Genomic DNA, 14,978 nt, shown 5'->3' on the forward strand with positions numbered 1-14,978 from the left:
AAAATCTTTTGGTTAAGCCAGAACTTTGGCGTCTTGTTCTTGAGTTTGCTGATCCAGCTGACTTTGAATTTCTTTTTGCAGTTGCGCGCAGACGTTTGGGTCACTCAATGGCTCGCCGTTTTCGTCCGATAATAAGAACACGTCTTCGACGCGCTCGCCAAGTGTACTAATGCGCGCACTGTTTAGGTGAATGTTCAAGTCGATAAATATACGTCCAATGCGGGCCAGTAATCCGGGCCGGTCTGGAGAGATGACTTCTAGCAGGGTTTGGCCGCTCACCAAATCATTATTGATTGAGGTTTGAGTGGGCATGCGGAAATGCTTGAGCACGCGCGGCGTTCTGCGGTGAATACTGGTGGAATCTTCAAGGCCTACGGAAATTTCACGTACCAGAGAGTCGTGAATTTTCTTTAAGGTTTTCTTATCGCGCTCGATCGGATTGCCTTGCTGATCCAACACGTAGAAGTTAATCAGCGTAATGCCGGTATCGGAGGTATAAATGCGCGCTTCTTGAATGTTTAGGTTCAAGTGATCAAGTGTTAGCGCCGCAGTGGCGAATACGTTTTTGCGATCAAGGGTGCGAATGAATATTTGCGTGGCGCCTTCAACATGAAAAGTGCTGGTTTGGCTGAAGGCTACGACAAGACTTGGGTCTTCGGCATCGGCCACGGCCTGAGTTTGCCAGGCGATATCGATGTGCGATTCACGAACAAAATAATCTTCGCTGATATCGGCCCAAATGTTTAACGCTTTGTCTTTTGAAAGCTTTTTGTCGGCCAACTTGGCCAAAGCAGACTGCTGGGTCTCGTCGATCAAATCTTGTCGATCAACCGGGTTTTCGAGACCACGTCTCAGTATGCGTTTGGTCTCCATGTACAGCTGTCGCATAAGGCTGGCGCGCCAGTTATTCCAAATGGTTGGATTGGTGGCGTTCATATCGGCGACGGTGAGCGTGTATAAATAGTCGAGACGATATTGGTCGGCAACTTCTATGGCGAAATTGTGAATAACATCGGGATCGGAAATATCTTGTTTCTGGGAGACCGAAGACATCATCAAATGATTTTCGACCAACCACACAATTAGGTTGGTATCGCGGCGATTCACATTATGGCGCGTACAAAAATCGTAGGCGTCTTTAGCGCCTAATTGTGAATGATCGCCACCACGGCCTTTGGCGATATCGTGATAAAGACCCGCCATGTAAAGCAATTCCGGTTTGGGCAAATTGCGGTAAATGTAATGGGCGATTGGGTATGAATCTTTGCTCTCGGCTTGCGAGAAATGTTGCAGCATTTTCACCAGTTGTAGCGTGTGGGCATCAACCGTATAAATATGAAATAAATCGTGCTGCATTTGGCCGGTAATGCGACCAAATTCTGGTAGGTATCGACCCAATACGCCATAGCGCTTCATGCGTCGCAATAAGGTGAATAGATCGAAGGGCGCGCGCAAAATGGCGATAAACAAGCTTTGATGCAGTGGTGTGGCTCGAAATTCATCATCAATGAGATTTCTGCTGGCGCGGATCAAGCGAATGGTGCTGGCGCGAACACCCTGTATTTTCGGGTTATTGCCCATGTGTACAAAGATTTCGAGAAGCGCCGATGGGTAGCGCTCAAAGACTTTGTTGTTGGTAACTTCAATAAAGTTGTTGTTGAGCTGGAAGCGATCATTAATGGGTATGATTTCTTCCGGCACACCTTTATCTAAGATAGCTTCACTCAGGAATTGCAACAAGACATCGTTCAACTCTCGCAGAGACAAGACAACGCGGTAATACCATTGCATAAACTGCTCTACAGCCAAACGTTTTTCAGAATTGCTGTAGCCGAACATGGTTGCCAATTCGGTTTGGTAATTGAATAGCAGTCGCTCTTCAGGGCGACCCGCTAAAAGATGCAAGCCGTAGCGAACCTTCCAAAGAAATTCTTCACCGCCATTAAGAATAGAAAGCTCTCTGGAGGTAATAACGTCTTGGCCTTCCAATTGATTGATTGAATCGACGCCAAAGAAGCGCTTGGTAACCCAAACCAGAGTTTGAATATCGCGCAAGCCACCGGGCGCGTTTTTGATGTTTGGCTCAAGGTTGTATTCGGTGAAATTAAACTTCTGGTGGCGTTTTTCTTGTTCGGCAAGTTTGGCTTTGAAGAATTCTCTCGCAGGCCAAACAACATCTGGGCTGACGGCGTCTTTGAGCATAGACACTAAGTGCGGTTTACCAACAATCGAGCGGCATTCCATAAGGTTGGTAATGATCGTGATATCGTTAGACGCAAGCTTGGTGCATTGCTCGATAGTGCGTACGCTGTGGCCTATGTCTAAACCAATATCCCACAACAGCATTACAAAGCCTTCTATGCTTTTACTGGCAGACTCAATATTGTCTTCTTCGAAGAGTATCAGAATGTCGATATCCGAGTAGGGATGCAGCTGACCGCGACCGTATCCACCAACAGCGATAAGGCCGCATTGCTCGCTCCACTCAAATTGGTGCCAAGCATAATGCAGCAGGCAATCAACAAATAATGCACGTTCGTAGATAAGGCGACGAATTGGATCGCCTTGGGAAAAACGATGATCAAAATGAGCGTTGGTTTGCGAGATCGCCGCCTTAAACACGGAGATCTTGTTATCGCTAGATTCTAAATTGTGGCGAAACTTCTCCTGATCAAAAAAAATCAGGGGTTCTTCGAAGTGTGGAATCGACACTAAAAGCTTTCCTCTGAGCGAGTAGTAAAGACTTCAACGCCGGTAGCAGTAACGGCCATGGTGTGCTCCCACTGCGCTGATAGGCGACCGTCTTTGGTTTCTACGGTCCAGCCATCTTTTTTAAGTTTAGTATGAGGTTTGCCAGCGTTAATCATGGGTTCGATGGTGAAAACCATACCTTCAACCAGTTCCATGCCTGTGCCTGGTCTGCCGTAATGCAGAATTTGCGGTTCTTCGTGGAATTGTTTGCCAATGCCATGACCGCAGTATTCACGTACAACCGAGTAATAGTTTTTCTCAGCATGTTGCTGAATAACGTGGCCGATATCACCTAAACGTGTGCCCGGTTTTACCAGTTCAATACCTTTATATAAGCACTCTTGAGTTACTTTTACCAAGCGGTCGGCATGTGGAGCAACTTTGCCGACGTTGTACATCTTGCTGGTGTCGCCGTGATAGCCATCATAAATAACGGTGACATCAATATTAATGATGTCGCCTTCTTTGAGAATTTTCTTATCAGACGGAATGCCGTGGCAAATTACTTGGTTTACCGAGGTGCAGATTGATTTAGGAAATCCTTTGTAGCCCAAGCATGCCGGAATAGCTTTCTGCTCATTAACAATATAGTCGTGGCAGATTTGATCGAGCTTTTCGGTTGTTACGCCAGGCACCACGTATTCACCTATCATCTCCAGAACATCAGCGGCCATTTTGCCTGCGATTCGCATCTTCGCGATTTCTTCTGGGGTTTTAATGTGAATATTGGTCATAGTTTACCTTTGGGTCTGATTGATAGAGTGGTGCGAATTACGAGGCAAAAGACTGCTCAAGATTGAGGTTCACAATGATCACAGTGTCTGGAGCGATCTGCTTGGTAGCTCAAGGATTTACGTAATTTTCGCATAAAGTGCATAAGTATAAACCAAGCAGTAAACGTCGAGTAGGTTATGTCTTGCTCGTTTGGTGCTTATTTTTATTGCTAATTCCTTGTAAATTCTGTGCTTATCGAGCAATTAGGCGTTTTGTGTCGCGTTTTCCGTCAAAATCAAACCAGCTTTTTGTAGAAGTAGGCAGGTGTTTGTGGTATAAAGCGCGGCTCGTCTGGTAGGGGTCTGCTCCTCGGCGAAAAAAGCGTTAAAAACACAATGTCACACATACGTCGACACGACTTTCTGGGTGCTCTTTATGGGTTGAAAGTTGGGATGTATGGAGGCCCAACCCAAATAATTTAGGAATTATTTATGCCACAAGTAAGCATGCGCGACATGTTGCAAGCCGGTGTTCACTTCGGTCACCAAACCCGTTACTGGAACCCAAAAATGAATCAATACATTTTTGGTGCTCGCAACAAAATCCACATCATCAACCTTGAGCACACTGTGCCTGCCTTCAACGAAGCTCTTGAAGTTGTTCGTAAGATGGCAGCCTCTAAAAAGAAAATCCTTTTCGTTGGCACCAAGCGTGCGGCTCAAAAGAGCATTCGCGAACAAGCAGAGCGTTCTGGCCAGCCTTTCGTAAGTCACCGTTGGTTAGGTGGTATGCTTACCAACTATAAAACCATTCGTGCTTCTATCAAGCGTTACCGCGAGCTTGAAATTCAAAGCCAAGACGGTACTTTCGATAAGCTTACTAAGAAAGAAGCGTTAATGCGCACTCGCACCATGGAAAAACTAGACCGCTCAATTGGTGGTATTAAAGACATGGGTGGCCTTCCAGATGCTCTATTCATCATCGATGTTGAGCACGAGCGCATTGCTATTCAAGAAGCTAACAAGCTTGGTATTCCAGTTATCGGTATTGTTGATACCAACAGCAGCCCAGAAGGCGTTGATTACGTTATTCCAGGTAACGATGACGCAATCCGTGCAATCAAGTTGTACACCAGTGCAATTGCTGATGCTTGTCTAGAAGGTGCCGCTGCAAATCAAGCTCCTGTAAAAGACGAGTACGTTGAAGAACAGCAAGCTGACGTAGCTGCTGAGTAATCATCGAACATACGAATCTTATAGTAAAAATTTGTGCGTCATATAAATGGCATGGAAGACCGGTATAACGCGGTTTAAATCACAAATGCTTACTCATAGTTCGACATTTGATTCAAAAAGGGGCTAGCAGGCCCCTTTTTTCAAACATTATTTAATTCACGAATTTTCATAGAGGATAAAAAGATGGCAGCTATTTCTGCATCTTTAGTTAAAGATCTACGTGAGCGTACCGGTTTAGGTATGATGGAATGTAAAAAAGCTTTGCAAGAAGCTGATGGCGATATCGAATTGGCGATTGAAAACTTGCGTAAAGCCAGTGGCCTTAAAGCGGCTAAGAAAGCGGATCGTACCGCCGCAGAAGGTGTGGTTGTTGCCAAGTCTAACGACGAAGGTACTTACGCGCTAATGGTTGAAGTTAACAGCGAAACTGACTTCGTAGCTCGCGATACTAGCTTCCTAGGTTTTTGTGAAACCGTTTTAGAGAAAGCATTCGCTGACAAGCAAACCGACGTTGCTGCTCTTATGGCTGGTGACTTAGAAGACGCTCGTGAAAAACTCGTTCAAAAAATCGGTGAAAACATCAGCGTTCGTCGCATTTCGGCAGTGACTAGCGAAGCGGGCTGTGTTGGCGTTTATGTTCACTCTAACAACCGTATCGCATCGATCGTTGAATTGACTGTTGCTGGCAAAGCCGATGTTGCAAAAGACATTGCTATGCACGTAGCTGCTGTTAACCCACGTGTTAACAAGCCAGAAGATATGCCTGCTGAATTGCTTGAGAAAGAAAAAGAAATCATCAAAGCTCAACCGGATATGGCCGGTAAGCCAGACGAAATCGTTGAGAAAATGATGGGCGGCCGTATCAACAAGTTTTTGAAAGAAAACAGCTTATCTCAACAACCGTTTGTTAAGAACCCAGAGCAAACCGTTGCTCAGCTTGCTAAAGCAGCTGGCGGTGAAGTTGCTTCTTTCGTACGTTTCGAAGTGGGTGAAGGTATCGAGAAAGCAGAAGTGGACTTCGCTGCTGAAGTTGCTGCTCAGGTACAACAAGCTAACAAATAAGCTCAAATTTATTGGCATTTGCTTAGCAATAAAAACCGGGGATATCCCCGGTTTTTTTTTGTTGCGAAAGAGCTAAAAAAGCGGTTTTTGAATTTTTTTGCGGCGGTTCTAAACAGAAGTCTGTGAAAAGTATTTTACAAATCAATTTTGAACGTAATGTAAGATAATTGATTTGTGAAATTCATTACGCTTCCTGTTAAACTTCGCCGCAAATTTTTATCTGGTGTGGCGGAGCGAAACCATGGCAACAGCCCGGGACAAAAAATACAAAAGGATTTTATTAAAATTAAGCGGTGAGCAGCTTATGGGAGAAGAGGGTTTTGGTATCGATCCCAAAGTCCTTGATAAGATGGCGCTCGAAATTGGTCAACTGGTTGGCATCGGTGTCCAGGTTGGCTTAGTAATTGGCGGTGGTAACCTTTTCCGGGGCGCCGCTCTCAGTGCCGCCGGTCTCGATCGTGTTACCGGTGACCACATGGGTATGTTAGCAACAGTAATGAATGCACTGGCGATGCGCGATGCGCTAGAACGTTCCGATATTAATTGTAGTGTGATGTCTGCAATTCCTATGAGTGGTATCGTTGAGCATTACGACCGACGTCGAGCCATGCGTTTATTAGAATCCGGTGAAGTGGTAATTTTCTCCGCGGGTACCGGCAACCCATTTTTCACCACAGATTCTGCGGCTTGCTTACGCGGAATTGAAGTTGAGGTGGATTTGGTTTTGAAAGCCACCAAAGTGGATGGTGTATACACCGCAGATCCTATGAAAGATCCGTCTGCGATCAGATACGATCGCTTAAGTTACGACGAAGTCTTGAGTAAGAAGTTGGGTGTAATGGATTTAACCGCTATATGCTTGTGTCAAGAACACGATATGCCGTTACGTGTTTTCAAAATGGACAAAGTAGGCGCGTTATTAAACATAATTACCGGTGGTAGTGAAGGCACTCTCGTGGAGCAAACTCGTCCACAAGAAGGTTGAGCCTTACCGGAAGAAAAATAAGAGAGCTAGTCACTGATGATCAAAGATATTCTCAATGATGCAGAAACCCGTATGGGTAAATCAATCGAAGCACTTGGACATAACTTCAATAAAATTCGTACAGGTCGTGCTCACCCAAGTTTGTTGGATGGCATCACCGTTAACTACTACGGCTCAGAAACTCCGTTGTCACAGGCCGCCAACGTTTCAGTTTTAGACGCGCGTACTCTTTCAATATCAGCTTGGGATCGCTCTTTGATTCCTGAAATTGAAAAAGCCATCATGAAGTCAGATTTGGGGTTGAACCCATCGACAACCGGCGAGCTGATTCGTTTACCAATGCCAGCGCTTACAGAAGAGACTCGTAAGGGCTTTATCAAAACCGCTCGTGCTGAAGCAGAGCAAGCTCGTGTATCCATCCGCAACATTCGTCGCGACGCTATCGGAGACCTTAAAACTTTATTGAAAGATAAAGAAATTGGTGAAGACGAAGAACGCAAAGGCGGTGAAGACGTACAAAAGATCACGGACAAGTATATCGCCCAAGTGGATAGCGCTTTGGCAGATAAAGAAAAGGATTTGATGGAAATTTAAGGGCTGAAATTTTTAGCCTTATAGAGGTTGGCGTGACGAGCGAAGCGTTAAAACACATTGCCATTATTATGGATGGTAATAGCCGCTGGGCGAAGCAGCAGGGTATGTTGGTTGCTTCCGGCCACAAAGCCGGTGTTGAGAGAATTAGAGATGTTCTTCGGGCCAGCTTAGAGCGCGGTGTTGAGGTTTTAACGTTATTTGCTTTCAGTAGCGAGAACTGGCGTCGTCCACCAACCGAAGTAAATGCTTTAATGACGTTATTTTTGGGGTATTTACGCCGAGAAGCGCGCCAGCTGAGTGAAGAAAACGTCGCGATTCGCATTATTGGCAGTCGTGATCGTTTTAGTAAGCGCATTCAGCAAGCTATGGCTGAAGCTGAAGACATTACCCGTAATGGTCAGCGTACACTGGTCATCGCCGCCGACTATGGCGGCAAATGGGATATGACTCAAGCGGCCAAAAAAGTTGCCGAACAGGTTGCTAGTGGCTTAATAACTCCTGAAAGTATCAATGAAGACTTGATAGCCTCACATTTAAGCTTGGCCGACCTGCCGCCACTCGATCTATTAATACGAACCGGTGGCGAAGTACGCATCAGTAATTTCTTACTTTGGCAGGCTGCTTATACTGAATTTTATTTTACCAACGTCTATTGGCCAGATTTTGATGGCGTTGAACTTAATAAAGCTGTTGATGAGTTTTACTGCCGTCAGCGGCGTTTTGGCGGTCGCCACACTGATGATAATAATAAACCGGGGATAGCCAGTGCTTAAAGATAGGGTAAAAAGTGCTGTTCTGATGGCACTCGTCTTTTTAGTTGCCCTCTTTATCTTGCCTAAAATCGGCTTTTTGATGTTTGTGTCCTTCGCAACTGCTGCGGCAGCTTGGGAATGGTCGGCATTGGCTGGTCTTAAGCGTCGCCACCAGCGTATGACCTACGTGTGTGTCCTATTTGTTCTTATCTCGGCATGTGCCGGAATGTTGGGCTTTGGTAGCGATCTAGAAGCCATTGACCACGATAGAATTCAATACTTTGTACTTATAGATTTAGTCTGGTGGATCGTTGCATTGTTTTTAGTGCGCGGATATCCAGATAACGCCAAAACTTGGGGATCTCAAGCCGGAATCATGGTGATTGGCGGTTTGGTGCTCATACCTACCTGGATTGGCCTCACCTTTTTACGCTCAGAACATAACGGCAGTTGGCTAATCCTGTTTCTCGTTACGGTCGTTGCCAGTGCCGATATCGGTGCTTATTTTTCCGGTCGAAAATTCGGCAAAAGACGTTTGGCGCCGTCCGTCAGTCCGGGAAAATCCTGGGAGGGTGTTTTCGGTGGTTTATCGTTGGCTGTATTGCTAGCCGTTGTGGTCGGTTATTTTTGGATGCCAGACAATCGTCTTTCATTGATATTGTTAGTGGCTGCTACGGCCTTGGTTTCTGTGCTGGGCGACTTACTTGAAAGCATGATAAAACGGCACCGAGGTGTTAAAGACAGTGGTTATTTATTCCCAGGTCACGGTGGTATTCTCGATCGAGTCGATGGTATCACTGCCGCTGCTCCGGTGTTTTCTTTAGGGCTATTATTGCTTGGCTTACAGTTTCCGGCGAATTGATCGTCCAATAAGTTCAAAAAGACACCCGTAATTGGGAGTTCTGAGTTTTTCTATGCAACAAATTACACTCCTAGGCTCGACCGGCTCAATTGGTCGCAGCACTCTTGATGTTATTGCCCGAAATTCCAATCGTTTTCAGGTTTTTGCACTGACCGCGCACAATAATGTTTCATTATTGGCTCAGCAATGTTTGGAGTTTACGCCAAAATTTGCCGTATTAAGCGATCCGCAAAAGGCGGCGGAACTTAGAGATACGCTCGCAGGCAAAACCTGCGAAACAGAAGTGCTTTGCGGCATGGCGGCGTTTGAAGAGGTCGCTTCAGACAGTCAAGTCGATACCGTTGTGGCTGCTATTGTGGGTTCTGTGGGTTTAAAGCCGACCATGGCCGCTGTTAAAAGCGGGAAAAAAGTATTGCTTGCAAACAAAGAGTCGTTGGTAATGGCTGGCAAGGCTTTTATGGATGCAGTGGTCAATCACAAGGCGACCCTGCTGCCGCTCGACAGCGAGCACAATGCTATTTTTCAATGCCTACCTTACAAAGGGTTTCAAGACTCTTTGGGAGCGGCCAAGCCTGACGCACTCAAAGATTCCGGTATCGCTAAAATCTTGTTAACAGGTTCGGGTGGCCCGTTTCGAGAAACGCCCATCGCTGATCTGATCGCGGTAACTCCCGATCAAGCTTGTGCTCATCCAAATTGGTCGATGGGGCGAAAAATATCCGTCGATAGCGCGACCATGATGAATAAAGGCCTTGAATTTATCGAAGCGCGTTGGCTGTTCGACGTAAGTCCTGATGATATCGAAGTGGTGATCCATCCGCAGAGCGTCATCCATTCAATGGCTCAATATATTGATGGCTCAGTACTTGCTCAAATGGGAAACCCTGACATGAGAACGCCAATCGCCCACGCGTTAGCTTGGCCCGAGCGCGTAGAATCCGGTGTTGCGCACTTAGATTTTTTCGAGGTAGCGCGTTTAGATTTTTCTCGGCCGGATTTTGAGCGCTTTCCGTGTTTACGTTTAGCGATCGATGCGAGCCGGGAGTCGTCAACCATAGCTGCGGTTATGAATGCCGCCAATGAGGTTGCTGTTGAGGCATTTTTAGACGAAAAAATTCGTTATACCGATATCGCAACCATAGTAGAGTCGGTCATGAATCGCTGTGATTCACCCACAACCACAGATCTTGAGGCAATTGTTTCGATAGACCAGCAAGCGCGAATTATCGCTCAGGAAGAAATACGGTCAAAATAACGTTGAATAGCCTAAGCTCTGGTATCAAAAAGTAAAATTCGATACCGTTAATCTTCGGTTAATCAACCTTTGAGCACTATCTGTTGTCCAACTCGATTGCAGTTGGATTAGCTAAAGGTTTATACAGCTAATAATCTGTCTTCATTACCAAGCATGGCTATCTTAACGGTTTCTTGGATAAAGGTTGGTCATTCTTACGGAGAAATAGATGACATTAATATGGTTTTTGATAGCTCTGGGAGTCTTGGTGACATTCCACGAGTTCGGCCATTTCTACATTGCCCGCGTATGTGGCGTGCGAGTTGAGCGCTTTTCAATTGGCTTTGGCAAACCCCTTATCAAGTGGTATGACAAAAAAGGCACCGAATACGCTATCGCAGGTATCCCTCTTGGTGGTTACGTCAAAATGCTTGATGAGCGCCAAGGCCCTGTTGATGAAAAGGATCTGCACGAAGAATTTACCCGCAAGCCCGTATGGTCTCGTATAGCCATTGTTGCAGCCGGTCCAATCGCTAACATCGTGCTTGCCGTATTTTTATTTTGGTTGGTGTTGTTGCAACCGCAATCCTATTTAGCGCCTGTTGTAGGTGATGTGGAGCCCGGCAGTGTTGCCGAAGCCGCTCGATTAGAACCTGGGCAAGAAATTGTTGCGATCGATGGTGTTGAAACCCCATCTTGGGAGGCCGTAAATCGCGCTTTAGTTAAACGTTTGGGCGAAAGCGGTGAAATTACTTTTAAAGTTAGCTATTCCGATTCTGATCTGACCTACGAGTCCAGTGCTTATTTGAATGACTGGCAAAAAGGTGTGAGCGATCCTGACCCTATTATTGGTGCGGGTATTAAACCCTTCCGACCTGAAGTAAAACCCATTGTTGCACAAGTGGTTGAGGGTACCCCTGCGGCGGGAGCCGGCATCCAGTTAGGTGATGAGTTCGTTGCCGTTGACGGCCAGCTTGTGACTGATTGGGAATTCTTCGCCGATTATGTTTCGTCCCGTCCGGGTGAAACCATCGAATTTACGGTTGACCGTAAAGGCGAATTACAAGAAGTATTGATTACCCCAGCTCGCTTTGAAGACGGTGGTAAAGTCATTGGTCGAATCGGTGTCGCTCCAGAAAATCCGACTTGGCCTAAAGAGATGATTCGCTCCAGCTCTTATTCGGTGGTTGAAGCTTTTGGTCAGGGCATTAAAAAGACTTGGGAAACCAGCGGTGTTGTATTGCTCTCGCTGCAAAAGCTGGTGGTAGGTGAGATCTCAACCAAAAGCTTAAGTGGTCCACTGTCCATTGCTAAAGTGGCCGGTGATTCAGCTGAACTGGGTTTTGTTTATTTTTTGCGAATGTTGGCGCTATTAAGTGTTAGTCTTGCTATTTTCAACCTTCTGCCAATCCCCGTTCTTGATGGCGGTCACTTAACCTACTACTTTATCGAAGCCATCAAAGGTAAGCCGTTATCGGAACGTGTCCAGTCAATTGGTTATAGGCTGGGTTTCTTTGTGGTCGCCAGTGTTATGGTTTTGGCGTTCTATAACGACATTATGCGCCAAATACAAGGCCAGCTTTTTAACTTGCCCTTCTAGCGTGTTTTACAGTTTAATGCCCGCCTTTGTGTGGGCATTTTGCAACTTTTCAGAGTTTTTTTGACTCAATAAAGGTTTTGTCAGTCGTACTTGGCAACCCAATAACGAATCATTTTATAAACCATCAATAAAGATACAATTAACTGCCTCAGAATATGAATCGCTCCCTGTTTCCTCTTGCTTTATCCTTAACGCTGCTCTCGCCACTGTCGTTAGCTGAAACCTTTCGTGTCGATGATATTCGTGTTCAGGGGCTGCAACGTGTCTCTGCGGGCACAGTATTCTCTGTTTTACCAGTACAGGTAGGCGATGAAGTCGAAGAGCTTGATATTCAAGAGCTGAGTCGTGCTTTATTCCGAACCGGATATTTTGAAGATATCAGTGTTGGTAAAGACGGGCAGGTATTGGTTATCTCGGTTCGCGAGAGACCGGCAATCAGTTCGATCACCATCGATGGTAACAAGGCCATTAAAACCGATGACCTATTACAGGGTTTAACCGACAACGGTTTATCGGAAGGTCAAATTTTTAAAAGAGCGACTTTAGAAGGTTTAACTCAAGAACTTGAACGCCAATATGTGGCTCAAGGTCGCTATGGCGCAAGCGTTGATGCCGACGTTATTGATTTACCGCGCAACCAAGTGCAGTTAATCATCAATGTAGATGAAGGCAAGGTTGCGAAGATCAAACACGTCAATATTGTTGGTAACGAGAAATTTTCCGACAAAGAACTTTTGGAACTGTTCGAGTTAGGTAAGGCCGGTCGATTCGATTGGTTCACCAGCAAAAACAAATACGCCAAAGAAAAGTTAGCCGGTGACCTAGAGCGTCTAGAAAGCTTTTATCTAGATCGCGGTTACTTAAAATTCAATATTGATTCGACTCAGGTTTCATTGAGTCCCGACAAAGAGTCGGTCTATATCACCGTCAATATCACCGAAGGTGATGTGTACAAGGTCAGCGAAGTTGACCTAGCCGGTGATTTGATTGTTGATGAAAGTATTATTCGTCGATTGATTCTGGTTCGTGAAGAACAAAACTTCTCGCAAGTATTGATGACGACCACTTCCGAGTACATTACTCGCCGTCTTGGTAACGAGGGTTATACCTTCGCAGAGGTGCGTGGTATTCCTGAACGTAACGATGACGATAAAACCGTAAAGGTCACCTTCTTCGTTGATCCCGGTAAGCGGGCCTATGTTCGCCGTATCGAATTCCGTGGTAACACGCGTACCTCAGACGATGTTTTACGACGAGAAATGCGTCAGATGGAAGGTGGCTCTGCCTCCACCGCTTCGATTGAATCTTCTAAAGTACGTCTAGAGCGATTGGGTTTCTTCAAGCAGGTCGATGTCGATACGCAAGAAGTGCCGGGCAGTTCTGACTTGGTTGACGTGGAATATACTGTTGAAGAGCAACCGTCAGGTAGTGTGGGTGCCAGCGTTGGTTTTGCTCAGGGCACCGGTTTAACGCTCGGCGCTAACGTTCAGCAAGATAACTGGTTCGGTTCGGGTAAATCGGTTGGTTTCTCGTTAAGTCGTAGCTCTTTCCAAACCGTTTATAGCTTCAACTACAACGACCCTTATTTTACGCCGGATGGCGTCAGCCGTGGTTTTAGTCTGTTCTTCCGAGCTCGTGACTTTAACGAGTTTAACGTCTCAAGTTTTACCACGGATACCTACGGCGCTACCGTAAACTTCGGTTACCCAACCTCAGAAATTTCTCGAATTAACTACGGTTTTGGTTTTAGTAATATCTCCATCGAAACCGGTCGTTTCGCGGTGCAAGAAATTCGGTCTAGTCCTCGATTATTTGATACCGATTTTGTGCGTCAATCCTACGTAACCGAAGATCAAGTCGCTGAAATTAATGCACTTCGCAACGATTTGGTAGACGATCTTAACGGCGATGGAATTCTTGATGCTGATGAAATTGCTGCATTTAATGATTCAGATGCAGTAACCAATGGTGTGGTTGATCCTTTCGACTACACCGCGGTTGATACTCGTTTTGCCAGTGACGATCCTGTGGTTTTGGTGCGTAACCCAAGTGGCTTTGTGGATGAAAACGGCGACAACTTTAATATGCTGACCTTCACGTTGGGTTGGCGCGAATCGACCCTAAACCGTGGTCGATTGGCAACTCGTGGTGCTTCTCAGTCTTTATCACTGGAAGTTACGGTTCCCGGTAGTGATCTTGAGTATTACAAGGTCACTTACGATGCTCAGTACTTCAAACCTATCACCCGTGATTTTACCTTGCGCTTGCGCACTCAATTGGGTTATGCCGATTCTTTTGGCAGTACTACCGAGCTACCTTTCTTCGAGCATTTCTTCGCCGGTGGTTTTGGTTCGGTTCGTGGTTTTGAGCGCAACAGTTTAGGTCCGCGCAGTTCACCGGCATTCCAATATGACACCATTGCCTTGACCGCAGAAGACTTAGATGGCGATGGCGATGCTGATAACCTCGATAATTTCGCCTACATTCTTGATAGCGAAACCGGTCGTTTGTCTGCTCAACAGCTTACTCGCGGCGATGATGCTTTTGGTGGTAACGTGCTGGTGGAGTTTGGTGCAGAGATATTATTCCCATTACCGTTCATTAAAGATCAGCGTACGTTACAGTCGGCGCTATTTGTTGATGCCGGTAACGTCTTTGATACTAACTGTGCCGATACGCAGCTGAATTGTTCTGACGTAGATTTGGGATTATTAAGTGCATCTGTCGGCGTGGGCATTACTTGGATTACCGGTTTTGGTCCGCTGACCTTTAGCTTGGCCAAACCTATTAAAGAGCAAGAAGACGACGAGACAGAATTCTTTCAATTCTCTCTCGGTACCACTTTCTAGCCAATTTGATTGCGGCATTATTGTTGGTTCTTATTTAACCAATTTTGCCAAACCTAAAAAACCAGCGTAATGCTGGTTTTTTTGTTGAGGCTGAATTCAATAGAGTGACGAAAATTACTCTTCCTGAGCGGGTATTTTCCTCGAAAATTGGAAAAAATCGCAATATTTTTCAATAAGTAGTGGAAACCATCTTGCTTAGGAGGTCATAATGCCGCCCGGAAAAAAATAGGCGCATGGTATATCTAAGATAGACCTGCCGAATCTTATGTACAGAGCTTGATTGATGGTTAGGATTGGCCTGGATGTAAGTTGCTAAGTTTGTTCATCAAATAGCATTAAG

At 45.7% G+C, this 14,978-nt stretch carries 11 protein-coding genes; 9 read left to right on the plus strand and 2 right to left on the minus strand.

The features are described from left to right. Nucleotides 1-12: 12 nt before the first annotated feature. Nucleotides 13-2,712 carry a [protein-PII] uridylyltransferase gene (locus ACYQ2C_RS03515; RefSeq protein WP_460103374.1) on the minus strand — a complete coding sequence of 900 codons (2,700 nt, stop codon included), beginning with the start codon at nucleotides 2,710-2,712 and terminating at the stop codon, nucleotides 13-15. Continuing rightward, nucleotides 2,712-3,485 carry a type I methionyl aminopeptidase gene (gene map, locus ACYQ2C_RS03520; protein WP_460052213.1) on the minus strand — a complete coding sequence of 258 codons (774 nt, stop codon included), beginning with the start codon at nucleotides 3,483-3,485 and terminating at the stop codon, nucleotides 2,712-2,714. Before map ends, ACYQ2C_RS03515 begins: the two co-directional genes overlap by 1 nt. A gap of 471 nt (nucleotides 3,486-3,956) precedes the next feature. On the opposite strand from map, the gene rpsB reads away from it, so the two are divergent. From rpsB to bamA, 9 genes are all read left to right on the plus strand, one after another. Continuing rightward, the gene (gene rpsB / locus ACYQ2C_RS03525; protein ID WP_460052215.1) at nucleotides 3,957-4,700 is read left to right on the plus strand and encodes a 30S ribosomal protein S2; all 744 of its coding nucleotides are present in this window, start codon (nucleotides 3,957-3,959) and stop codon (nucleotides 4,698-4,700) included. 183 nt (nucleotides 4,701-4,883) lie between these two features. After that, a complete protein-coding gene (gene tsf / locus ACYQ2C_RS03530; RefSeq protein ID WP_460052216.1) occupies nucleotides 4,884-5,762 on the plus strand; it encodes a translation elongation factor Ts in 879 nt (292 codons plus the stop codon). Between the two features lie 241 nt (nucleotides 5,763-6,003). Further along, the gene (gene pyrH / locus ACYQ2C_RS03535) at nucleotides 6,004-6,747 is read left to right on the plus strand and encodes a UMP kinase (protein ID WP_460052218.1); all 744 of its coding nucleotides are present in this window, start codon (nucleotides 6,004-6,006) and stop codon (nucleotides 6,745-6,747) included. A 36-nt stretch (nucleotides 6,748-6,783) separates the two neighbouring features. Next, a complete protein-coding gene (frr, locus tag ACYQ2C_RS03540) occupies nucleotides 6,784-7,341 on the plus strand; it encodes a ribosome recycling factor (protein ID WP_460052219.1) in 558 nt (185 codons plus the stop codon). Nucleotides 7,342-7,373: 32 nt separating this feature from the next. Next, the gene (uppS, locus tag ACYQ2C_RS03545) at nucleotides 7,374-8,114 is read left to right on the plus strand and encodes a polyprenyl diphosphate synthase (protein WP_460052220.1); all 741 of its coding nucleotides are present in this window, start codon (nucleotides 7,374-7,376) and stop codon (nucleotides 8,112-8,114) included. Further along, complete coding sequence (locus ACYQ2C_RS03550; protein ID WP_460103368.1) at nucleotides 8,107-8,955, plus strand: phosphatidate cytidylyltransferase; 849 nt, start codon at nucleotides 8,107-8,109, stop codon at nucleotides 8,953-8,955. Before uppS ends, ACYQ2C_RS03550 begins: the two co-directional genes overlap by 8 nt. A 52-nt stretch (nucleotides 8,956-9,007) precedes the next feature. After that, a complete protein-coding gene (ispC, locus tag ACYQ2C_RS03555; RefSeq protein ID WP_460052223.1) occupies nucleotides 9,008-10,210 on the plus strand; it encodes a 1-deoxy-D-xylulose-5-phosphate reductoisomerase in 1,203 nt (400 codons plus the stop codon). Between the two features lie 208 nt (nucleotides 10,211-10,418). Next, nucleotides 10,419-11,789 (plus strand): RIP metalloprotease RseP, encoded by a 1,371-nt coding sequence (gene rseP / locus ACYQ2C_RS03560; RefSeq protein WP_460052224.1) that lies wholly within the window; start codon nucleotides 10,419-10,421, stop codon nucleotides 11,787-11,789. Nucleotides 11,790-11,944: 155 nt separating this feature from the next. Continuing rightward, nucleotides 11,945-14,638, plus strand: coding sequence for an outer membrane protein assembly factor BamA (gene bamA / locus ACYQ2C_RS03565; RefSeq protein WP_460052226.1), 2,694 nt, complete (start codon nucleotides 11,945-11,947; stop codon nucleotides 14,636-14,638). The last annotated feature ends 340 nt before the right edge of the window (nucleotides 14,639-14,978 follow it).

The organism is Sessilibacter sp. MAH3 (assembly GCF_054658275.1).

Excerpts from the sequence above, each read along its gene's own strand:
- map (WP_460052213.1), bottom strand. The coding sequence starts at position 3,485 with ATGACCAATATTCACATTAAAACCCCAGAAGAAATCGCGAAGATGCGA.
- rpsB (WP_460052215.1), top strand. The coding sequence starts at position 3,957 with ATGCCACAAGTAAGCATGCGCGACATGTTGCAAGCCGGTGTTCACTTC.
- tsf (WP_460052216.1), top strand. The coding sequence starts at position 4,884 with ATGGCAGCTATTTCTGCATCTTTAGTTAAAGATCTACGTGAGCGTACC.
- pyrH (WP_460052218.1), top strand. The coding sequence starts at position 6,004 with ATGGCAACAGCCCGGGACAAAAAATACAAAAGGATTTTATTAAAATTA.
- frr (WP_460052219.1), top strand. The coding sequence starts at position 6,784 with ATGATCAAAGATATTCTCAATGATGCAGAAACCCGTATGGGTAAATCA.
- ispC (WP_460052223.1), top strand. The coding sequence starts at position 9,008 with ATGCAACAAATTACACTCCTAGGCTCGACCGGCTCAATTGGTCGCAGC.
- rseP (WP_460052224.1), top strand. The coding sequence starts at position 10,419 with ATGACATTAATATGGTTTTTGATAGCTCTGGGAGTCTTGGTGACATTC.
- bamA (WP_460052226.1), top strand. The coding sequence starts at position 11,945 with ATGAATCGCTCCCTGTTTCCTCTTGCTTTATCCTTAACGCTGCTCTCG.